This window comes from Clostridium paraputrificum, from assembly GCF_900447045.1.
GTDB lineage: Bacteria > Bacillota > Clostridia > Clostridiales > Clostridiaceae > Clostridium > Clostridium paraputrificum.
The window spans coordinates 5001-27528 of record NZ_UAWH01000017.1 but is presented as its reverse complement, the minus strand read 5'-3'; the positions used below and the strand labels follow the sequence as shown (position 1 = coordinate 27528).

Annotated in this window: 21 protein-coding genes, 9 tRNA genes and 1 other annotated feature (1 of these 31 running past the window's edge); of the genes, 29 read left to right on the top strand and 1 reads right to left on the bottom strand. The window is 31.3% G+C overall.

What is annotated here, in order from left to right:
• Positions 1–15 precede the first annotated feature (15 nt).
• The 27 genes from spoVT (at position 16) to DR024_RS14755 (ending at position 19992) form a co-directional block, all read left to right on the top strand.
• Positions 16–573, top strand: a complete 558-nt coding sequence (gene spoVT, locus DR024_RS14885; RefSeq protein WP_027098509.1) for a stage V sporulation protein T — start codon at positions 16–18, stop codon at positions 571–573.
• A gap of 101 nt (positions 574–674) precedes the next feature.
• Entirely contained in the window at positions 675–2213 is a 1539-nt protein-coding gene (locus tag DR024_RS14880) for a putative polysaccharide biosynthesis protein (RefSeq protein WP_027098508.1), read from the top strand.
• A gap of 25 nt (positions 2214–2238) precedes the next feature.
• Positions 2239–3690: a bifunctional methyltransferase/pyrophosphohydrolase YabN gene (yabN, locus tag DR024_RS14875; RefSeq protein ID WP_027098507.1), complete on the top strand. Its 1452-nt coding sequence runs from the start codon at positions 2239–2241 to the stop codon at positions 3688–3690.
• Between the two features lie 217 nt (positions 3691–3907).
• The gene (locus DR024_RS14870) at positions 3908–4183 is read left to right on the top strand and encodes an HU family DNA-binding protein (protein ID WP_027098506.1); all 276 of its coding nucleotides are present in this window, start codon (positions 3908–3910) and stop codon (positions 4181–4183) included.
• Positions 4184–4239: 56 nt separating this feature from the next.
• Entirely contained in the window at positions 4240–4500 is a 261-nt protein-coding gene (locus tag DR024_RS14865) for an RNA-binding S4 domain-containing protein (RefSeq protein ID WP_027098505.1), read from the top strand.
• Positions 4501–4564: 64 nt separating this feature from the next.
• Positions 4565–4837: a sporulation protein YabP gene (gene yabP / locus DR024_RS14860; protein ID WP_027098504.1), complete on the top strand. Its 273-nt coding sequence runs from the start codon at positions 4565–4567 to the stop codon at positions 4835–4837.
• A 5-nt stretch (positions 4838–4842) separates the two neighbouring features.
• Entirely contained in the window at positions 4843–5235 is a 393-nt protein-coding gene (gene yabQ / locus DR024_RS14855; protein ID WP_027098503.1) for a spore cortex biosynthesis protein YabQ, read from the top strand.
• A 75-nt stretch (positions 5236–5310) separates the two neighbouring features.
• A complete protein-coding gene (locus DR024_RS14850) occupies positions 5311–5604 on the top strand; it encodes an FtsB family cell division protein (RefSeq protein ID WP_055184213.1) in 294 nt (97 codons plus the stop codon).
• Positions 5605–5668: 64 nt separating this feature from the next.
• Positions 5669–6076: a S1 domain-containing RNA-binding protein gene (locus DR024_RS14845; protein WP_027098501.1), complete on the top strand. Its 408-nt coding sequence runs from the start codon at positions 5669–5671 to the stop codon at positions 6074–6076.
• A gap of 174 nt (positions 6077–6250) precedes the next feature.
• Positions 6251–6339, top strand: a tRNA-Leu gene (locus DR024_RS14840).
• Between the two features lie 19 nt (positions 6340–6358).
• Positions 6359–6434 (top strand) — tRNA-Met (locus DR024_RS14835).
• 6 nt (positions 6435–6440) lie between these two features.
• A tRNA-Met gene (locus DR024_RS14830) sits at positions 6441–6517 on the top strand.
• Positions 6518–6522: 5 nt separating this feature from the next.
• A tRNA-Leu gene (locus DR024_RS14825) sits at positions 6523–6611 on the top strand.
• A gap of 19 nt (positions 6612–6630) precedes the next feature.
• Positions 6631–6706 (top strand) — tRNA-Met (locus tag DR024_RS14820).
• Between the two features lie 6 nt (positions 6707–6712).
• Positions 6713–6789: transfer RNA gene (locus tag DR024_RS14815), tRNA-Met, on the top strand.
• A 5-nt stretch (positions 6790–6794) separates the two neighbouring features.
• A tRNA-Leu gene (locus tag DR024_RS14810) sits at positions 6795–6883 on the top strand.
• A 417-nt stretch (positions 6884–7300) separates the two neighbouring features.
• Positions 7301–9691, top strand: a complete 2391-nt coding sequence (spoIIE, locus tag DR024_RS14805; RefSeq protein WP_027098500.1) for a stage II sporulation protein E — start codon at positions 7301–7303, stop codon at positions 9689–9691.
• A 104-nt stretch (positions 9692–9795) separates the two neighbouring features.
• On the top strand, positions 9796–11190 hold the full coding sequence (gene tilS, locus DR024_RS14800) for a tRNA lysidine(34) synthetase TilS (RefSeq protein WP_207734678.1): 1395 nt from the start codon (positions 9796–9798) through the stop codon (positions 11188–11190).
• A 4-nt stretch (positions 11191–11194) separates the two neighbouring features.
• The gene (hpt, locus tag DR024_RS14795) at positions 11195–11734 is read left to right on the top strand and encodes a hypoxanthine phosphoribosyltransferase (protein ID WP_111919096.1); all 540 of its coding nucleotides are present in this window, start codon (positions 11195–11197) and stop codon (positions 11732–11734) included.
• 73 nt (positions 11735–11807) lie between these two features.
• Positions 11808–13637, top strand: a complete 1830-nt coding sequence (gene ftsH / locus DR024_RS14790) for an ATP-dependent zinc metalloprotease FtsH (protein ID WP_027098497.1) — start codon at positions 11808–11810, stop codon at positions 13635–13637.
• Between the two features lie 197 nt (positions 13638–13834).
• Positions 13835–15502: a formate--tetrahydrofolate ligase gene (locus DR024_RS14785; RefSeq protein WP_111919094.1), complete on the top strand. Its 1668-nt coding sequence runs from the start codon at positions 13835–13837 to the stop codon at positions 15500–15502.
• A 142-nt stretch (positions 15503–15644) separates the two neighbouring features.
• Positions 15645–16424 carry a type III pantothenate kinase gene (locus DR024_RS14780; protein ID WP_027098495.1) on the top strand — a complete coding sequence of 260 codons (780 nt, stop codon included), beginning with the start codon at positions 15645–15647 and terminating at the stop codon, positions 16422–16424.
• A gap of 5 nt (positions 16425–16429) precedes the next feature.
• Complete coding sequence (dusB, locus tag DR024_RS14775) at positions 16430–17398, top strand: tRNA dihydrouridine synthase DusB (RefSeq protein WP_027098494.1); 969 nt, start codon at positions 16430–16432, stop codon at positions 17396–17398.
• A gap of 262 nt (positions 17399–17660) precedes the next feature.
• Positions 17661–18143: a transcription elongation factor GreA gene (gene greA / locus DR024_RS14770; RefSeq protein ID WP_027098493.1), complete on the top strand. Its 483-nt coding sequence runs from the start codon at positions 17661–17663 to the stop codon at positions 18141–18143.
• A 13-nt stretch (positions 18144–18156) separates the two neighbouring features.
• On the top strand, positions 18157–19668 hold the full coding sequence (gene lysS / locus DR024_RS14765; RefSeq protein WP_027098492.1) for a lysine--tRNA ligase: 1512 nt from the start codon (positions 18157–18159) through the stop codon (positions 19666–19668).
• Positions 19669–19818: 150 nt separating this feature from the next.
• Positions 19819–19893: transfer RNA gene (locus DR024_RS14760), tRNA-Asn, on the top strand.
• Between the two features lie 24 nt (positions 19894–19917).
• A tRNA-Asn gene (locus DR024_RS14755) sits at positions 19918–19992 on the top strand.
• 30 nt (positions 19993–20022) lie between these two features.
• Here the strand turns inward: DR024_RS14755 and DR024_RS14750 are convergent.
• The gene (locus DR024_RS14750; protein WP_027098491.1) at positions 20023–20526 is read right to left on the bottom strand and encodes an LURP-one-related/scramblase family protein; all 504 of its coding nucleotides are present in this window, start codon (positions 20524–20526) and stop codon (positions 20023–20025) included.
• A gap of 116 nt (positions 20527–20642) precedes the next feature.
• Positions 20643–20811, top strand: a binding site (T-box leader).
• 52 nt (positions 20812–20863) lie between these two features.
• On the opposite strand from DR024_RS14750, the gene DR024_RS14740 reads away from it, so the two are divergent.
• Both DR024_RS14740 and murD read left to right on the top strand, forming a co-directional pair.
• Positions 20864–22264 carry a glycine--tRNA ligase gene (locus DR024_RS14740; RefSeq protein ID WP_027098489.1) on the top strand — a complete coding sequence of 467 codons (1401 nt, stop codon included), beginning with the start codon at positions 20864–20866 and terminating at the stop codon, positions 22262–22264.
• A gap of 200 nt (positions 22265–22464) precedes the next feature.
• Positions 22465–22528 carry the 5' end (the start) of a UDP-N-acetylmuramoyl-L-alanine--D-glutamate ligase gene (murD, locus tag DR024_RS14735; protein ID WP_027098488.1) on the top strand. 1316 nt of this gene lie beyond the right edge of the window, so the window shows 64 of its 1380 coding nt (coding positions 1–64); its start codon is at positions 22465–22467; its stop codon lies off the right edge, out of view.

Below are 22528 nucleotides of genomic sequence, written 5' to 3'. Positions count from 1 at the left end.
AGGTCAATTTTAATAATGAAAGCTACAGGAATTGTAAGACGTATTGATGATTTAGGTAGAGTTGTTATACCAAAAGAAATAAGAAGAACTTTAAGAATTAGAGAAGGGGATCCATTAGAGATATTTACAGATAGAGAAGGTGGAGTAATATTAAAGAAATATTCTCCAATCGGAGAATTAACAGATTTCTCAAAGGAATATGCAGAAAGCTTACAACAAGCTATAGGACATATTGTTTTAATATCTGATAAGGATGCTTTCATATCTGCTAGTGGTGGCCCAAAGAAAGATTACATAGAAAGAAAAATAAGTAATGAGTTAGAAAAGATAATGGATGATAGAAAAACAGTTCTTCTTGGAGAAGGAGGAGATAAAATAATTCCATTACATAATGATGATGATGGAGCAGAAGAAAAATATGTTTCACAAGTTATTTCTCCTATAATAGCAGAAGGAGATGCTATAGGTGCTGTAGTCATATTATCTAAGCAAGCAGGAGAAAAGTTAGGTGAATTAGAAATAAAGTTAGCAGAAACTGCTTCTGCGTTCCTTGGAAAGCAAATGGAACAGTAATCTTTTTATATCCTGAATAAAAATAATGTAAATAAACAGTAATAATACCTCTAAGCTTGAAATAAAAATAATTAGTACCATGTAAAGTTTGGAGGTATTTTATGAAAAAACAATCTTTAATAAAAGGTAGCCTTATATTAGGTATAGCTGGAATATTGACAAGGTTCTTAGGGTTATTTTTTAGGTGGCCATTAGTTATGCTAATTGGAGATGAAGGGATAGGATATTATCAATTATCGTATCCATTATATATGTTTTTTGTTGCAATGGCATCAGGAGTTCCTATAGCTATGTCTAAACTAATATCTGAAAGAAATGCAGTTGGAGATGTTAAGGGTGGTTTTGAAATAGTAAAAGAATCATCTATGCTTATGCTTATTCTTGGGACAGGCACATCTTGTATATTATTTCTTTTTGCACGTCCAATTATGAGTATTTTAGAATGGAGACCAGAAGCATATTATTCGCTTATAGGAATTTCATTTGCACCAGTAATAATTTCTATTATGACTGTATTTAGAGGATACTTTCAGGGGTTGCAAAATATGACTCCATCAGCAATATCTCAAATTTTAGAGCAAATTGGTAGAGTTGTAGTTGGAGTTGGATTAGCGATAGTATTAAGACCAAGAGGTATTGAATACTCGGCAGGTGGAGCAGCATTTGGAGCTGCTGCTGGAGGCCTTATAGGAAGTGTTTATTTAGGTTTTAAATATATGCGAGTTAAAAGGAGTTATGGAATAAAAAAGATAAAAAGTAATCCTGAGGTGTTAAATAGAATATTAAAAATGGCTATACCAATTTCACTAGGGGCTACTGTTGGCTCTATAATGAGTTTGATTGATTCTATACTAGTGCCACAAAGGTTGAATAGTGCAGGTTTTTCCGGTCAGCAGGCAACTATATTATATGGACAATTAACAGGTAAGGCATCTGTTATCGTAAATATTCCACTAACTTTATCTATGGCTCTTTGTACATCTTTAATTCCTATAATTGCAGAGTGCTATTTTTTAAGAAAACAAGGAGAAGTAAGAAATAAGATTAATTTATCATTGAAACTTTCATCAGTTATAGCAGTACCATGTTTTTTTGGACTTTTCTTTATGGCAGAGCCTATAATGAAGTTTATATTTCCTGGAAGGTTTGATGGGGTAGATATTCTAAAATACTTATCTATATCTATACCATTTATCATAGTGACTCAAACAACCACATCCATATTACAAGGAGTTGGATCATATATTCTTCCTGTAATAAATTTATTTATTGGATGTATTGTAAAAGTAATATTAACAGTAGTTTTAGTAGCTATTCCGGAGTTAAATATATATGGAGCTGTAATTGCCTCTATAGGAGCTTATATAGTTTCTACATTACTTAACTTGATTACTATGAAGGTTAAGCTTGGAAGTAATATAGAGCTGTATAACAATTTTATAAAGCCAGGATATGCAGCTAGTTTAATGATTGTAGTAGTAATATTAACATATAACTTTTTATATAGAAATACAATGAGCAATAGTATATCATGCTTACTATCTATATCTTTAGGTGCTATAATATATGGCATAGGTATATTTGCACTAAGAGTATTTAGTGTAGATGATGTGAAAAATAGGATAAGAAAGAAAGCTTAATAATATATAAAAAGGAGAGAATCTAATGATTAAGATAGTTGGATTAGGACCTGGAGCACCAGAAGCATTAACTATAGGGGCTGTAGATGCTATTAGAAAGAGTAATAATGTATATTTTAGAACAGAGAAGCATCCTACAGTAGAATATATAAAAGAACAAGGAATTGATTTTAAAACTTGTGATTATTTTTATGAAAGCTCAGAAAGCTTTGATGAAGTGTATAAGAGAATTTCAGAAAATATAATAGAAGAATACAATAAAACTGGAGAGTTAGTTTATGCTGTTCCAGGGCATCCTTTAGTAGCTGAGAAATCAGTATTTAACTTGATTGAGTTGTGTGAAAAAGCATCAATTGAATATAGTATTTTACCAGCTGTTAGTTTCATAGATGCAATGATGGATAGATTAAAGATAGACCCTATAAATGGATTAAAGGTTATAGATGCATTTGATATAAAGAATCAAGTTCTAGATAAAAGAATAGGAACAATAATAACTCAGGTATACAATCAATTGATAGCTTCAGAAGTTAAACTAGCATTAACAGAATACTATGATGATGAGACTGAAATTATATATTGTAGGGCAGCAGGTATAGAGGGTGAAGAAAGCATAAGAAACATACCTTTATATGAGTTAGATATGCAAGAGGACATAGATTATTTAACATCTATATATATTCCTAAGGATTTAAATAATAAAAAGGATATATATGATTTGATTCAGATAATAGATACATTAAGGGGTGAGGATGGTTGTCCTTGGGATAGGGAGCAAACTCATGAGTCTATAAAAAAAGCTATTATAGAAGAAAGTTATGAAGTAGTTGATGCAATAGATAAGGAAGAGGATAATGCTTTAATAGAGGAACTTGGAGATGTACTATTACAAGTTGTTTTTCACTCAGCAATAGGAAAAGAAGATGGATATTTCAACTTTAATGATATAGTAGAAGGTATTTGTAATAAGATGGTATATAGACATCCTCATGTGTTTGGAGATAGTCATGTGAATACGTCAAGTGAAGTTTTATTAGAATGGGAAGATCTTAAAAAGAAAGAAAAGAATATTGAAAGTGTAACAGAAGATTTAGAAGGTATAGCGAAAGCGCTTCCTGCATTAATAAGAGCTGAAAAGATTCAAAAGAAGGCAAGTAAAGTAGGGTTTGATTGGAATGAAGTAGAAGAAGCTGTGAAAAAAGTAAGAGAAGAGATAAATGAATTAATTGAAGTATATAATAGTGAAAATAAGGCAAAAATAGTAGAAGAAGTTGGAGATTTGATTTTTGCTTGTGTAAATGTAAGTAGGTTTTTAAAAGTGGATAGTGAAGAAGCTTTAAATTTAACAAGTGATAAATTTATTCGAAGATTTAATTATATTGAAACAAAGGCAAAATCCATGAATATTAAATTAGAAGAAATGACATTAGAAGAGATGGATAAGTTATGGGAAGAGGCAAAAAAACTAGAAAAATAACCTATCGGAGAAGGAATTTATATATTTATGGAGAATAATATAGTTTATTAGTGCTATACCACGTATAAGCATATAATTATGTATCATTTGACTAACTATACAAAAAATACAAAAAATGTATAGACGAGTTAAAAAAGAGGTTATATAATAAGGTAATGTAAGTATAGTACATAAGAGCAGTTAGAAATAATAACTGTATTTTAAGGAGGATGTAATCGTGAATAAATCAGAATTAATCGCTAGCATGGCTGAAAAGTCAAAATTAACTAAGAAGGATGCTGAAGTTGCTTTAAAGGCTTTCATAGAAAGTGTTGAAGAAGCTTTAGAAAAGGGAGAAAAGGTTCAATTAGTTGGATTTGGTACTTTCGAAACTAGAGAAAGAGCAGCTAGAGAAGGAAGAAACCCAAGAACTAAAGAAGTTATAAAAATAGCAGCATCAACAGTTCCTGTATTTAAGGCTGGTAAAGAATTCAAAGAAAAAGTTAATAAGTAATTAATAAGAACCCGAGATTTCTCGGGTTCTTTTAGAATAAAAAAGGAGAAGTTAATGTGAGATTAGATAAATATCTTAAAGTATCAAGAATAATAAAAAGAAGAACAGTTGCAAAAGAAGCTTGTGAAAGTGGAAGGGTTACTATTAATGGCAAGGTTGCTAAGCCATCTACAGATGTAAAAGAAGATGACATAATAGAAATAAGTTTTGCAAATAAAGTATTAAAAGCAAAGATAATAAATATAGCCCAACATGTAAAGAAGGAAGTAGCAAAAGACATGTACATAATTATAGAAGGAGAAGAAGATAAAGAGTAGTAAATTAGAATAAAGAACTTTTCTTATTCATATATTTTATTAGAATGTTTAGGAGGAGAAGTGTATGGAAGAAGAAAGAAAAAGTTCTTTATCTTTAGAGGATAGAAAAAAACTTACATTATCAGGAGTGTTAGAAGTAGTTAACTTTGATGATGAAAAAATATCTTTAAATACTATATTGGGGAATCTTGCTATTAAAGGTGAGGGGTTAAAAATGAATAAGCTTGATGTTCAAAATGGAGATGTGATTATTATGGGATACATATCATCTATGATTTATAGCGGTAAAGATGGTAAGAAGAGTAAAGAAAGTATAATTAAAAAGATTTTTAAGTAGAAAATATGCCGTTACAGTTAAATATTCAAGTTAATATAGTAATATATAGTTTGCTAGCCGGTGTTTTGACTGGAATACTTTTTGATGCATATAGGTTAATAAGAGGATATAAGATTCCAAAAGTAATAGTAGTTGTGGAAGACTTATTATTTTGGGCACTATGTGCATTAGTAGTATTTACTTTTTTATTATATACAAATTATGCTTTTCTAGGTCCATATGTATATATCTTTATTGGAATAGCAATTGCGGTTTATATCAAATTTATAAGTCCCCATATATTAAAAACAGAGAGAACCATAGGAAAAAAAATCTCAAAATCATTAAGAGTGAGTGCTAAGAACTTTATTTATCCATTTAAGATATTTATGTCAAAAATGGGAAATAAAAATAAGTAACTATAGAAAAATTACTTGAATAAAGTAACTATAGTGATTACAATATATTTATAGAATTTGAATGAGGTGCTATGGATGAAAAGGAGGTTAACTATAAAAAATTTAATATTAGTAGTGCTTGTAGCAATTTTCATTTTTAGTTTTGTTAGGCAAGAAAAAGCTATGAGAAGAATTGAAAAGGAGAGAGTTGCGAAAGAAGCTCAGTTGGAGTCTTTAAAGAATAAACAAGAGAGGCTGCAAGAAGAGCATGATAAAGCACAGTCTAATGAGTATCTAGAGCAGTTGGCGAGGGAAAGACTTAATATGATAAAGAAAGGTGAAACCTCTGTAGAACAACAAAAGAAAGCTGACTCAAATTCTCAAAATTAGGTTATTATATTAATAACATATATTATTATTTATTTATTTATATTTAAGGAGGAGTCTTATAAACATGACCTTGGCGACAGGAAACATATTAGAAGGAACAGTGGTAAACATCACAAATTTTGGAGCCTTTGTGGAGGTAGAAGGAAAAACTGGATTAGTTCATATATCTGAAGTAGCAGACTCATTTGTAAAGGATATTAGACAACATTTAAATGAACAAGATAAAGTTAAAGTTAAAGTCATTTCCATTGATGATAACGGAAAAATTAGTTTATCGATAAAACAAGCTAATGTTCAAAAGAAGTCAGTTAGACCTGCTGAATTCGATTGGGGAACTGATAAATCAAGTAAGCCTAATTCTGCAAATTTTGAAGATAAGATATCAAAGTTTTTAAAAGATAGCGAAGAAAAAATGCAAGATGTGAAAAAACATCAAGAATTCAAAGGTAAGAATAGTAAGAATAGATCGTAAGATATTGTTTATATAATTAATATAAATTAATAAAGCAAGCTCTCTAATTTAGGTAGAGTGCTTGTTTTTATTATTTGATTAAATAATAAAAAAAAGAATGTAAAAAGATGTTGACAGTATATTAATCATGCTTTATAATAAGTCTTGTCGTTGAGAACGGCATATGAAAGCTAAGCCGAAGTGGCGGAACTGGCAGACGCACAGGACTTAAAATCCTGCGGTGGTTAAACACCGTACCGGTTCGATTCCGGTCTTCGGCACCAATCTTTCATAATATAATATCGCGGGGTGGAGCAGTTGGTAGCTCGTCGGGCTCATAACCCGAAGGTCGTAGGTTCAAGTCCTGCCCCCGCAACCATAACGTGGCGGAATAGCTCAGCTGGCTAGAGCATTCGGTTCATACCCGAAGGGTCGTAGGTTCAAGTCCTATTTCCGCTACCACGTGTGCCGAAGTGGCGGAACTGGCAGACGCACAGGACTTAAAATCCTGCGGTGGTTAAACACCGTACCGGTTCGATTCCGGTCTTCGGCACCAAATTTTTATAATATAATATCGCGGGGTGGAGCAGTTGGTAGCTCGTCGGGCTCATAACCCGAAGGTCGTAGGTTCAAGTCCTGCCCCCGCAACCATAACGTGGCGGAATAGCTCAGCTGGCTAGAGCATTCGGTTCATACCCGAAGGGTCGTAGGTTCAAGTCCTATTTCCGCTACCACGTATGCCGAAGTGGCGGAACTGGCAGACGCACAGGACTTAAAATCCTGCGGTGGTTAAACACCGTACCGGTTCGATTCCGGTCTTCGGCACCAAAAAAGATCTAAGATATTCTTAGGTCTTTTTTTATTATAAATTTTTAGATAGGGTTAAATCCATAATAGTTAAACTATATTGCGGTTTATCATATAAAGAATAATTCTATGATACTGGGAATAAAAATATTCATATCAACTTCTATCAATAAAATACAAAGATGCTTCATTAATGACAAAATTAAAAAAAAGTAAAATTCTTTAAGAAATGAGATATAGGCTTGTTTAATAAGAAAAACTGATTAATAATTCTAGATTAATAAGTTGAGTAAATTGGAGATAAAAAAAAGAAAAGTAAGAATAATAAAAGTAAATGTCCTACGAAAAAATAAAATAAGGTCCAATAAGTGACATATATCGTAAAGTGGGTGGTGATATAATTTATTTACAATTTATGTAAATAAGGAGAGGTGACTTATGCAGTATGGATTAAAGGTGGAGAATTATAAGAGAGTAAATGATAAGAAAAGGGTTCTAGTAAATGAAAAAGAAAACATTTTAAGTTATCTGACTATATTATTAGCATCAATTTTAATTAGTAGAGTTACGTTGCTTTTGAATAGAGGAGATATAAATGGAATGGCTCCATTTGGTATAGCATTTTTAATATCCATAGGAACTTTAAAAGATATAAAGAAGTATTTAATAGCTAGCGTTGGAGTTGCCATTGGGTATATGACTATATTAAATATTGCTGGTGAAAGATATATAAATTTAGTAGTATCAGCTGTAGTTTTATTTGTATATATCACAAGCTATATATTAGAGAAAAGAATAAAAGATACTGAGTTCTTTATAGCTGCATTTATAGGATTTGTTTTTTGTGGCCTCTTTATAAATAAGTATACATTAGGTGTTAACATAACGTTAGCGTTGATAAATACTATAGTTGTAGTTCCTATATCATTTGTTCTTAGATATGGGATTAAGTGTTTAGATGAGTTTAAAGATAATTACTTGTTTACGATAGAAGAAGTGATTAGTGCTGGAATACTTATATGCTTGATAATTTCTGGTATAGGAAATTTGAGTATATTAAATATTGAATTAAGAAATATAATATCATATTTATTAATTTTGATTATAGCCTATGCTGCTGGAGGGACTTATGGTGCAGCTATTGGTGTAACAATGGGTATTATAGTTGGATTAAGTTCCGGAGACATGATGCTAGGTGTAGCAATGTATAGCTCCATAGGATTAATAGCGGGAGTGTTTAAGGATACTGGAAGAGTGTTTTCGTTTTTAGCATATTTTATTATGTATATAGCTCTAGCTCTATACTCTGATAATTTATATATAGCATCAGTAGTTGAAGTGATAATTTCAGGAATGATTTATATTGCTATTCCTAAAAAGGTGTATTATAAAATTGAGTTAGAGTTAAATTGTGATAGAAAAACTGATAGTATAAATAATATATCCTTAGACGAAATTAGAGAAGAAATGTTTAATAAGGTAAAGCAAGTGAAAATAGTACTCAATTCCGTATCCGATGCTCTTAAGGTACCTAGGGGAAATACTAATCTTGTTTTTAATAAGAAGGGAACAGAATTAACAGAAAACTTGGTAGGTAGGGTTTGTGGTGACTGTGTAAGAAGACAAATATGTTGGAATCGTGAATTTACTTCTACATTTAACTCTTTTCAAACCTTATTAGAAAACTGTGAAGGGAAAAAGATGAGTTTTCCATTAGAGTTGGAGAAAAAGTGTAAAAAGAAGTTTGAGTTAATAAAGGGAGCGGAAAAGATTATTGATAATTCTAAGGGCGAAGAGGCTCTAAAGGGAAAATTAGAAGAAGGTAGAATGATGATAGCTTCTCATATTGATAATATGTCTAAGTCTGTTGATAAGGTTTTGTTAGATCTTAATAAAGAAGTGGAAGTTGATTATGAGATAAAAAAGTTAATTAAGAAGGCCTTTAGTAAAGTTTCTATTGAATATAAAAAAGTATATTGTTATAGAGATGTTGATGGAAGAAGTAAAATTAAGATTACAATGAACAATTGTTGTGGCAGTAAGTATTGCTATAAAAAGATTTTGCCTATAATAAATAATGTCATGAGAAAACCTATGACTATATCAGGGGAAGGGTGTTGTATAAATCCTAAAGACAATGAGTGTAATATAATATTTGAAGAAATGCCTAAGTTTTTTGTAAGGTCATATGGTGCTGTAAAGTCCAAAGATGGGGAAGAATACAGTGGAGATTCCTACAGCTTTGGGAAAAGTGTAGGTGGCTCATATGTAACTATACTAAGTGATGGTATGGGGTCAGGACCTGATGCTGGAAGAGAAAGTAATGCAACTGTTTCTTTGGTAGAGCAGTTTTTGGAAGCTGGACTATCTAAAGAAACGGCAGTTGATATGATTAATTCTATAGTTGCTTTAAAGTTTGATGAAGATGAAAAATTTTCTACACTAGATTTGAATGTTGTAGATTTATATTCTGGGAAGGTAGACTTCATAAAGATTGGAGCAGTGGCAAGTTTTATAAAAAGGAGTAATTCTGTTGAGGTTATAGAAAGTAATATGCCGCCTTTTGGGTTGTTGGATAGTATGGATTTAGATGAAGTTAAAACTAATGTAAGTAATGGAGATTTGATTATTACATTAAGTGATGGTGTTTTAGATATAGATAAGAAAAATGTTGGTGTATATAGCTGGATGAAAGAGTTTTTAGAAGGCGCATCAAAAGACCCTAAACAGTTGGCTGAAGATATTATAAATAAGTCTAAAGAATTAAGTGGTGATATATGTAATGATGATATGACTGTGGTTGTGTCTAAGGTATATTCTATGTACTAATTTTTAAGAGTTAAATAGCGGACTGATAAGGTCTGCTATTTTAATTTTTTTAATATAAAGGTAAAATAGTAGGTATAGTATTTTTTAAAAAGAGGTATTAATTGATGAGCGTGGAGAAACGAGTATTAGAATATATATTAGAAAATAAATTGTTACAAGAAAAAGAAAAAGTTGTTGTTGGAGTGTCAGGAGGGCCTGATTCTATATGTTTGTTAGAGGTATTATATAAGTTACAAAATCAGCTAGAAATAGAACTGGTTGTAGCTCATATTAATCATATGCTAAGAGGAGAAGAGGCTAATGAAGATGAAAAGTACGTAAATGATTTTTGTGTGGAAAGAGGTATAGAAGTTTACTCAAAGAGAATAAATATAAATGAATTTGCGAAAAAACAAAGAATGTCAACTGAAACTGCAGGTAGAGAAGCTAGATATCAATTTTTTAGAGAAGTTATGAAAAAAACTAATTCTAATAAAATTGCTACTGCTCATAATGCAAATGATCAAGTTGAAACTATATTCATGAGAATTATGAGAGGAACTGGATTAGAAGGATTAACAGGAATTTCGGTGAAAAGAGACAGCATATATATAAGGCCGATTTTGTTTTTACAAAGAGAAGAAATAGAATGGTATTGTGAAAAAAATAATTTAAATCCAAGAATTGATAAAAGCAATATGGAACGTAATTATAGTAGAAATAAAATAAGGTTAGATATAATTCCATATATGAAAGAAAATTTTAATTCTGATTTAGTAACAGTTATAAATAGGATGGCAGATACTCTGAAAGAAGATAATGAGTTAATAGAGAGTGTTATAGATGAGTATTTGTTTAAGTATTGTAAGGTTGAAAAAGACTATCTTATTATAAGAAGTGATATTATTGCTTGTAAAAGTGTAATAATAAATAGAGTTATTAGGAAGGCTACTTCTATTATAAGTGGAAGTGGATATAATATAGAAGCTAAGCATATTGCTAGTATAAGAAAGCTTTTAAATCTAGGTACCAATAAACGAGTAGATTTACCAAATGGTTTATATGCAGAGAATGTTTATGGAGACATTTATTTAAGAAAGATGGAAAGTAAGGAAGATAAATACTGCCAAGAGGTAGTGATTAATAAAGATGATATAGAAAGTGAATTTAGCTTTGGGGCGTATTCTATTAAGTTTGAAGTTTTAGAAAATGTAAAAAATATAAAGTTTGCTGATAATAGTTTTATAAAGTATTTTAATTATGATAAAATTAATGGTAATATTATCATTAGAACCAGGAAAAATGGAGACAAAATGATTCCTCTAGGAATGAATGGTAGGAAGAAAATAAAAGATATATTCATAGATAGTAAGGTTTCAGTAAGTCAACGAGATATAGTACCTATTATTCAATTTGATGATGAGGTTGCTTGGTTAGTAGGGTTAAAGGTGTCTAATGAATATAAAGTAACAAAAGATACTAAAAAGTTACTAAAAATAACTGTAATGGAAAGGAATTAAGAGGATGAGGGAAGATGTTAAAGAAATACTATTTAGTGAAGAACAAATTAGTGATAAGGTAAAGGAACTTGCAAATAGAATTAGTTACGATTATAAAGATAAGAACTTGTTAGTAGTTGGTGTGTTAAAAGGATCAGTTTTATATGCAGCTGAATTAATAAAGAATATTACAGTTCCATGTGAAATTGATTTTATGGCTGTATCTAGTTATGGGAACTCTACTGAGACATCAGGTGTTGTTAGAATATTAAAGGATTTAGATCACAGTATAGAAGGAAAAGATATTTTAATAGTAGAGGATATAGTTGATAGTGGGGTAACATTAGATTATTTGTTAAAGTATTTAAAAGCTAGAAAGGCAAATAGTATAAACATAACTACATTGTTAAATAAAGAAGCAAGAAGAAAAGTGGATATTGATGTGAAATATGTTGGGTTTGAAGTCCCTGATGAATTCATAGTTGGATATGGAATAGATTATGCAGAAAAGTATAGGAATCTACCTTTTATAGGAATATTAAAACCAGAGGTATATGAAAGATAGAATATAAATATAATTGTATAAAAAAATAGCGTATGTTAAAATTTAAAATAACTAGAAGAGAGGGGGGCTTTGAATGGCGAATAAAAAGAATTCAAGCTCAGCTTTATGGATAATAGTACTATTTGTTCTGGTATTTGCTGCTTTTACTATTTGGCAAACTAAAGGAACAACTGATAGTATTCCATTTAGCTTATTTCAAGAAAAGTGGAAAAGTAACGAAATTGAGAGTATAGTAATAAGACAAGATAAGATGCAAGTTCAAGGTAAAACTCGAGATAATAAGATATTTACTACTAATGCTCCAGATGAGATGATAAACTCATTATTAAAAGATAGTCCAAGAAGTGATGTTAAAATTGAATATGAAGCTCCATCTAATAATGTAGCGTGGTTAAGTATAATACCTGTGGTATTATTGGTGGTTCTGTTTTTAGTGTTTTTATTTGTATTTACACAACAATCTCAAAGTGGAGGTGGCGGAAGAGGGGTAATGAACTTTGGAAAAAGTAGAGCTAAAATAGCCTCTCCTGATGCTAAAAAAGTAACATTTAAGGATGTTGCAGGTGCTGATGAAGAAAAAGCTGAATTAGAGGAAATTGTTGATTTTCTAAAGCTTCCTGCTAAATATATAGAAATGGGAGCAAGAATTCCTAAGGGAGTGTTACTAGTTGGGCCTCCTGGTACAGGTAAGACGTTATTAGCAAAAGCTATAGCTGGAGAAGCTGGAGTTCCGTTCTTTAGTATATCTGGTTCTGACTTTGTTGAAATGTTTGTAGGTGTTGGAGCTTCTAGAGTTAGAGATTTATTCCAAGAAGCTAAAAAGAATGCACCATGTATTGTTTTTATAGATGAAATTGATGCAGTAGGTAGACAAAGAGGTGCTGGCTTAGGTGGCGGTCATGATGAAAGAGAGCAAACTTTAAATCAGTTACTTGTTGAAATGGATGGATTTGGAGTTAATGAAGGAATAATAATGATAGCTGCAACTAACAGACCAGATATTTTAGACCCTGCTCTATTAAGACCAGGCAGATTTGATAGACAAATTGTTGTAGGTGCACCAGATGTAAAGGGAAGAGAAGAAATTTTAAAGGTTCATACAAAGAAAAAGCCTCTTAGCGAAGATGTTAATCTTGAAGTGTTAGCAAAGAGAACACCAGGATTTAGTGGGGCTGACTTAGAAAATCTTTCAAATGAAGCAGCTTTACTATCTGTAAGAAGAAGTAAGAAGCAAATTGGCATGCTTGAGATGGAAGAAGCTATTACAAGAGTAATAGCTGGACCTGAAAAGAAGAGTAGAGTTATAAGTGAACATGATAGAAAATTAACTGCTTATCATGAGGCAGGTCATGCTGTTGTTATGAGATTATTGCCTAATGCAGATCCTGTTCATGAAATATCTATAATACCAAGAGGTAGAGCTGGTGGTTATACAATGCATCTTCCAACAGAAGATAGAGCTTATACATCAAAGTCTAGACTTAAAGATGAGATGGTAGGATTGTTAGGTGGAAGAGTTGCTGAACACCTAATTTTAGGAGATATAAGTACTGGGGCTAAAAATGATATTGATAGAGCTAGTGATATTGCAAGAAGTATGGTAATGGAATATGGTATGAGTGATAAGATTGGTACTATATCCTATGGATCAGATCAAAATGAAGTTTTCTTGGGTAGAGATCTAGGAAGAGGAAGAAATTTTAGCGAAGAAGTCGGAGCTAAAATTGACAAAGAAATTAAAGCTTTAATAGATGAAGCTTATAATAAAGCTGAAACTTTATTAAAAGAGAATATAGAGAAACTTCATGCTGTTGCAGGTGCTTTATTAGAAAAAGAAAAGCTTGAAGGTCAAGAATTCTTAAAAATATTTGATAATGCTGATAAAACAGATAATTTAGCATAATAAAAAAGTGTCGAGTTTATCGGCACTTTTTATATTGTACGAAAGTTAATTTTATAATAATAATATAAATCATGAAATTTAGGTGTAAATACGAATAATAATGTAAGAACAATATTAAATGTACGAAAAATATTTCAAAAAAATATAGTCAATGGTATAATCTTAATATGAACTTTATAATAAGGAGGAAAATAGTAGTGAAAAGTGATATTCAAATAGCTCAAGAAGCTAAAATGGAACCTATTATAAAAATTGCGCAAAAATTAAATTTAACAGAAGATGATATAGAGTTATATGGTAAGTATAAGTGTAAAATAGGATTAGATGTACTGAATAATAATAAATCTAAAGAGGGAAAATTAGTACTTGTTACAGCAATAAATCCAACACCAGCGGGTGAAGGAAAGTCCACAGTTACAGTGGGACTTGGTCAAGCGTTGTGTAAAAAAGGGAGAAATGCAGTTATTGCGTTAAGAGAACCTTCTTTAGGTCCTGTTTTTGGCATAAAAGGGGGAGCAGCTGGAGGGGGATATTCTCAAGTTGTTCCTATGGAGGATATAAATTTACATTTTACTGGAGATATGCATGCAATAACAGCAACAAATAATTTATTATGTGCTGCTATAGATAATCACATACATCAAGGGAATCTTTTAAGAATTGATTCAAGAAGAATTGTATTTAAAAGAGTTATGGATATGAATGATAGAGCGCTTAGAAATGTAATCGTGGGGATGGGCGGTAAAGTAAACGGGTTTGTAAGAGAAGATGGATTTATGATAACTGTTGCATCAGAAATAATGGCGATTCTTTGTTTGGCTTCTGATTTAAATGACTTAAAAGAAAGAATGGGTGAGATTGTTGTAGCTTATGACTTAGATGGAAATCCGGTTTATGCTAAACAATTAGAAGTAGAAGGTGCTATGGCATTATTAATGAAAGATGCAATAAAACCTAACTTAGTTCAAACCTTAGAAAATACTCCTGCTATAATACATGGAGGGCCTTTTGCAAACATTGCTCATGGATGTAATTCAGTCATAGCTACTAAATTGGCGTTAAAGCTTGGTGATATAGTTGTTACAGAAGCTGGATTTGGAGCAGACCTAGGTGCAGAAAAGTTTTTAGATATAAAGTGTAGATATGGTGGATTAAATCCAAATTGTGTAGTGGTTGTTGCTACCATTAGAGCTTTGAAACATCATGGTGGTGTTTCAAAAGAGGAATTAAATACACCTAATGTTGAGGCTCTATCAAAAGGGATAGTTAATTTAGAAAAACAAATTGAAAATATCAAGAAGTATAATGTTCCTGTTGTTGTAGCTATAAATAAGTTTTTAACAGATAGCAATGATGAAGTTAAGTTTGTAAAAGATTATTGTAACAATATTGATGTTAAGGTGGCTCTTTCTGATGTTTGGGCAAAAGGAGGAGAAGGTGGATTAGAATTAGCTGATATAGTAGAAGATGTTCTAGAAAATGAAAAGTCTGATTTTAAACCAATATACGATGTTGAAAAAAGTATAGAAGAGAAAGTGCTAACAATAGCTAAAGAGATATATGGAGCAGATGGAGTTCAATACAGTGCAGCAGCTAAGAGGCAAATAAAAGAACTAGAGAAGTTTGCATTAGATAAGCTTCCTATATGTATGGCAAAAACTCAATACTCTTTATCTGATAATCCGTCATTATTGGGTAGACCAAGTGGATTTGATATAACTGTAAAGGAAGTAAAAGTTTCAAATGGTGCAGGATTTATTGTGGTATTAACAGGAGATGTAATGACAATGCCAGGATTACCAAAAGTTCCTGCCGCAAATAAAATGGATATATTAGAAAATGGAGAGATAGTAGGGTTATTCTAATGGTAAGCAATGTTTATGGTGTTTTAATATACTTGACAAATTATGTTGGCTTGCTAAAATTATATTATTAAATTTAAGTTATTTTACTGAAATAAAGGCAGCTTTTAATAGCTGCTTTTAATTATATTAAAGGGGTGCTTTTATGATTTTACTTGTTGATGTTGGTAACACTAATATAGTACTTGGTGTACATAAAGATAATGAGTATATAGCAAGTTGGCGTATTTCAACTGATCCTAATAAAACATCGGATGAATACGGAATACAAGTTATGCAATTATTTTCCCAAAACAATTTAGATGCAAAAGAAGTTAAGGGGATAATTATATCATCAGTTGTTCCTAATATTATGCATTCTTTAGAGAATATGATAAGAAAGTGTTTTTCTATTGAACCTATAATAGTAGGTCCTGGAATAAAAACTGGAATAAATATTAAATATGATAATCCTAAAGAGGTTGGGGCAGATAGAATAGTAAATGCTGTTGCAGCATGTGAAAGACATAAAAGACCTGTTATAATAATAGATTTTGGTACTGCAACAACTTTTTGTGCATTAACAAGGAGCGGAGACTACTTAGGTGGATGCATTGTACCTGGAATAAAGATATCATCTGATGCTTTATTTGAAAGAGCTGCTAAGTTGCCTAGAGTTGAGTTGGAGTTGCCAGAACAACTAATTTGCAAAAATACTATTTCTAGTATGCAAGCAGGTATATTATATGGTTATATTGGTCAAGTTGAATATATAGTATCTAAAATGAAAAATGAAATGATGAGAAAAAATAGCGAGGAACCATATGTAATTGCAACAGGTGGTTTAGCTAAGTTGATATTTAAAGAAACTGATGCAATAGATGAAGTAGATGATGATTTAACATTAGAAGGTTTAAAAATACTATATTATAAAAACAAGGAGTAATTAAGATGAAGATAAGTAATCTGGTCTTTGATAACAATGTATTTTTAGCACCTATGGCCGGGGTTACTGATATTTCCTTTAGGGGATTATGCAAAGAAATGGGCTGTGGATTAGTAACAACAGAAATGGTTAGTGCGAAAGCATTACACTATGGAAGCGAAAACACACAAAGCCTTTTAAGAATAGCAGAAGAGGAAAAGCCTGTAGCTGCACAAATTTTTGGTAGAGATCCAGAGATAATGGCAGAGGTTGTTGAAAAATATTTTAACAATAGAAACGATATTTGTATTATCGATGTAAATATGGGATGTCCAGCACCAAAAATAACTAAAAATGGTGAAGGGTCGGCTTTGATGAAGGAGCCTGAATTAGCAGCTGAAATAATAAGATCTTTAAAAAAAGTATCCAATAAACCAGTTACGGCTAAGTTTAGAATGGGTTACGATGAAACTTGTATAAATGCAGTGGAGTTTGCTAAAAGATTAGAAGATGCTGGAGTTGATTCAGTAACTGTTCATGGAAGAACTAAGAAGCAAATGTATGAAGGAAATGCTAATTGGGATATCATAAGACAAGTCAAAGATGCTGTTTCTATACCTGTATTAGGAAATGGAGATGTATTTACAGCAGAAGATGCATTAAAGTTAAAAGAGGTTTCCAATTGTGATGGAATCGTTGTTGCAAGAGGTGCAATGGGAAATCCATGGATATTTAAGCAAATAGAAAGAAAGCTTAAAGGTGAAGATGATTTAATAATCACACATAAGGATAGAGTTGAAATGTGTTTAAGACATTATGAGCTTGCAATAAAATATGATGGAGAGTACAAAGCTGTAAGAGAGATGAGAAAACATGCATCTTGGTATATTAAAGGTCTTCCAGGTTGTACGGATATAAAAAATCATATGAATACACTAGATAATAGTGAAGAAGTGATTGAAATATTAAGAAAATATAGAGATCAGTTATCATAAAATTATTTATAAAAATATAAATTTAGAAAATAGGAATTAAATTTATATAAAATGATATAATATTTAAACAGATATTGTTTAAATATAAGGGTATTAATGGTAAGATTTAGGTTGTATAATGTTATTATATAACTTGAGTGGTAAGCGTGGGGTACCCTTAATTATCATTTATTGACATATTATATTGGCTGATTTATAATATGTTAAATACTTTTAGGAATTAATAAAACCAACCTGTCAGGTTGATAAAGGGGAGTATAATATGAGTGAAACTAAAAAATTTCTTATGACGTATGAAGGTGTAAAAAAGCTAGAAGATGAATTAGAATATTTAAAAGCAGTAAAAAGAAAAGAAATAACTGAAAAAATAAAAGTGGCTTTAGGGTATGGAGACTTAAGTGAAAACTCTGAATATGATGAAGCTAAAAATGAGCAAGCTTTTACAGAAGGAAGAATTCTTCAATTAGAAAATATGTTAAAGAATGCTGAAGTTGTTGATGAGTCAGAAATACCAACAGATACTGTTTCTGTGGGTTCAATAGTAAAGGTAAAAGATTATGATTTTGATGAAGAAGTTGAGTACACTATAGTTGGTTCAGCTGAAGCAGATCCAATGAACTTTAGGATATCTAATGAATCACCAGTTGGAAAAGGGTTAATTGGTAAAAAAGTTGGGGACGTTGTAGAGGTTAATGTACCAGATGGAGTTTCAAAATTTGAGGTACTTGATATAAGAAGAGCATAACGGAGGGATGTAAATGTCAACTGAGGAAATGAATATTCAAGAATTAGAATCTCAGTTCAGTGAACAAGAAAGATTAAGAAGAGATAAACTAGCTGAATTAAAGAGTGAAGGAAAGGACCCATTTGATGTATATAAGGTTGATAGAACTCATACATCAGAACAAGTAAAGTCTAACTTCGAAGATTTAGAAGGTAAAGAAGTTACTGTTGCAGGTAGAATAATGTCTAAGAGGGGACAAGGAAAGGTTGTTTTCTCTGATGTGCATGATAGAGACGGGAAAATCCAATTATTCATTAAGATTGATGAAGTTGGAGAAGAACAATTAAAATCATATAAAACATTTGACTTAGGAGATATGGTAGAGGCTACAGGAGAAGTTTTTAAAACTAGAACCGAAGAAATATCTATAAAAGTTAAGAATTTTCAATTAATTTGTAAGTCTTTAAAGCCATTACCAGAAAAGTGGCATGGATTAAAAGACCCAGATTTAAGATATAGACAAAGAGAAGTAGATCTTATAACTAACCCAGAAGTAAAGGATACTTTTATTAAGAGAAGTCAAATTATAAGAGGCATAAGAGAGTTCTTAGATAATAGAGGATTTTTAGAAGTTGAAACACCAATACTATCTCCTATAGCAGGTGGGGCAGCAGCTAGACCATTTATAACACATCATAATACATTAGATATTGATATGTATCTTAGAATAGCTACTGAGCTTTATTTAAAGAGACTTATTGTTGGTGGATTTGAAAAAGTTTATGATATGGGTAAAAACTTTAGAAATGAAGGTATGTCTGTAAGACATAACCCTGAATTCACTATGATAGAGTTATATGAAGCTTATTCTGATTATAATGATATGATGGAAATTATGGAAAACTTAGCGGCGTATGTTTGCGAAAAAGTAAATGGTACAACTAAGGTTATGTACCAAGGAACAGAAATTGACTTTAAGCCACCATGGAGAAGAATAACTATGGTTGATGCTGTTAAGGAATATGCAGGGATAGATTTTAATGCTATTGCATCTGATGAAGAAGCACAAGCTATTGCAAAGGAAAAGCATTTAGAATTCCCGAAACCATTAAATACTGTAACGAAGGGCGAAGTATTAAATGCTCTTTATGAAGAGTTTGCAGAACAGCACATGATACAACCTACATTTGTTATGGATTACCCGGTAGAGATTTCACCTCTTACAAAGAAGAAGAGAGGAAACGAAATGTTTACTGAAAGATTTGAAGGATTTGTATTTGGAAGAGAAATCTGTAATGCGTATTCTGAATTAAATGATCCAATAGTTCAAAGAGAAAGATTTGAACAACAAGCTAAAGAAAGAGAGCTTGGAGATGATGAGGCGTATATGATTGATGAAGAATTCATGAGCGCTCTAGAGACAGGTATGCCTCCAACTGGTGGATTAGGATTTGGTGTTGATAGATTAATAATGTTCTTGACTGATGCACCATCAATAAGAGATGTATTATTGTTCCCAACAATGAAACCACAAACAAATAATTAACATAAAAAAGGAGTTGATTGAATCAACTCCTTTTTCTTTCCTATCTTTAAAATGCTCTGTTTTTTTCGTAAATACTACTATATTTAAATTATTTTAAAAAAAGTGTTGCATTTATAGATAAAGCTGATATAATATCTAATGTAATGACGTTCCGCGATAGCTCAATGGTGGAGCACTCGGCTGTTAACCGATAGGCTGGAGGTTCGAGTCCTCTTCGCGGAGCCAATTTTATCGTCATTATACTGATATTCCGCGATAGCTCAATGGTGGAGCACTCGGCTGTTAACCGATAGGCTGGAGGTTCGAGTCCTCTTCGCGGAGCCAAAGAAAAGCGATGAACAGTCATCGCTTTTTTTATTTTTCTTTTTTGTTGTCTTTATCATCTTTATTATGACATATCATATCTATTATCACAGCGGATGCCAAAATTAAGGCGTGATCATTAAAGTTTTTTATATCAATTATATATTTGTCTCTTATAGAAATAAGTTTTTTAGAAACTTTACCTATTTCATTTCCGTTAATTTTAAATGTATAATCATAGTCAATAAAATTCCCTTTTACTTTTATGGTTCCATATGGTGTTTCAATCTCAAACTTATCTCTAATGATATTTATTAAATCTTTTTTTAGAGTTGCATATATGTCTCCGTCTTTTTCAATAATGTATGTTTCTGTTAAGCGTAATAGTTTTTTCTTAATTTTAAATATTTTGTTATCATTTGAATCCGAAAAGTATAATTTTTCGCCTATAGTTAAAACTTTGCCATCTATCTTGAAAACCTTGTCTTTGTTTTCATCTAATATAGTGAAGTCGTCGCCAATAGATATAAGTCTTTGATTTAAGATGTATTTCATAAAACTCTCTCCCTACATTTTCGTTTATACAATTATTATATAAAAATATAAATATATATGATATACCTTTGGTATTGACATATAAAACTCTTTTGATAAAATGAATATATAATTAAATAGGCATGTTGATAGAGAAGAGTAGTATAATGCTTCATTTTAGAGAGGTGATATTTGGTGAGAATCACTATGAGTGTTTTATGAAAGGAACTCTTGAGTGCGCAGTTATGAAAGTAGGGCTTATTGCCAAGAAGGGTGGAACCGCGGAAAATGTTTTTCGTCCCTTTATGGTTGATATAGCTTTTTTTATTTACAAAAAAATAAATTAGGAGGTATAGATATGACAGTAGAAAAGACTATGGAAAAAATAGTTTCTTTATGTAAAAGTAGAGGGTTCATATTCCCAGGCTCAGAAATATACGGAGGATTAGCAAATGCATGGGATTATGGTCCATTAGGCGTAGAGTTTAAAAATAATGTAAAGAAAGCTTGGTGGAAGAAGTTCATACAAGAAAGTCCATATAATGTTGGAGTTGATTGTGCTATATTAATGAATAAAGAAGTATGGGTAGCATCAGGGCATGTTGGTGGATTTTCGGACCCGTTAATGGATTGTAAAGAGTGTAAAGCTAGATTTAGAGCAGATAAGTTAGTTGAAGATCATATGACAGAACAAGGAGTAGAGGTAGCATCTGCAGATGGTTGGTCAAATGACCAATTAAAAGAGTATATAGAAAAGAACAATATAGTATGTCCTAAGTGCGGCAAGTTAAATTACACTGATATCAGAAAGTTTAATTTAATGTTTAAAACTTTTGCTGGGGTTACTGAGGATGCAAAAAATGAAATATATTTAAGACCTGAAACAGCTCAAGGTATTTTTGTTAACTTTAAGTCTGTTCAAAGAACTTCAAGAAAGAAAGTACCATTTGGTATAGGACAAATAGGTAAGTCCTTCAGAAATGAAATTACCCCAGGTAATTTTACATTCAGAACAAGAGAATTCGAACAAATGGAATTAGAATTCTTCTGTAAGCCAGGAACAGATTTAGAATGGTTTGAATATTGGAGAGATTATTGTTGGAAGTTCTTATTGAACTTAGGTATAAAAGAAGAATATATAAGAATGAGAGATCATGCACAAGAAGAATTATCATTTTATTCTAAAGCTACTTCTGATATAGAATACTTATTCCCATTTGGATGGGGAGAATTATGGGGAATAGCAGACAGAACTGACTATGATTTAAAGAAGCATCAAGAACATTCAGGTCAAGATATGTCTTATTTAGACCCTCAAACAAATGATAAATATGTACCTTATGTTATAGAACCATCATTAGGTGCAGATAGAGTTGCTTTAGCTTTCTTAGTTGATGCTTATGATGAAGAAGATTTATCAACTGAAGATAAGCAGGATTCAAGAGTTGTAATGCACTTCCATCCAGCGTTAGCTCCATTTAAAGCAGCTATATTACCTTTATCAAAAAAGCTTTCTGATAAAGCTCTAGAGGTTTATGGAGAGTTAAGTAAGTACTTTAACGTTGATTTTGATGAAGCGGGAAGTATAGGGAAGAGATATAGAAGACAAGATGAAATAGGTACACCATATTGTATAACTATAGACTTTGATACATTAGAAGATGGTGCTGTAACTGTAAGAGATAGAGATAGCATGGAACAAGAAAGAATTAAGATAAGTGATTTACAAAGTTATATAGCAAAAAGTTTAGAGTTTTAATTTAAGGTGGAGTTATTATATAACTCCACTTTTTATGTTCATTAGAAGATGTGAGTGTAAAAAGTGGAGTGATTAAAGGAGTTTCACGTTTGTAGAACAAAATAATTAGAAGTGTTATAATTAGAAAGAAATGGGACAGACTTAAATAAGAATAATATATTAGATAATATAAAAAGTTGATGTTTTATGGAGGATTTAGGATGAAGAAGAATTTTAGTGAATTTAAGGAATTTATAAAGAATAAAAAGGTTGCTGTAGTAGGAA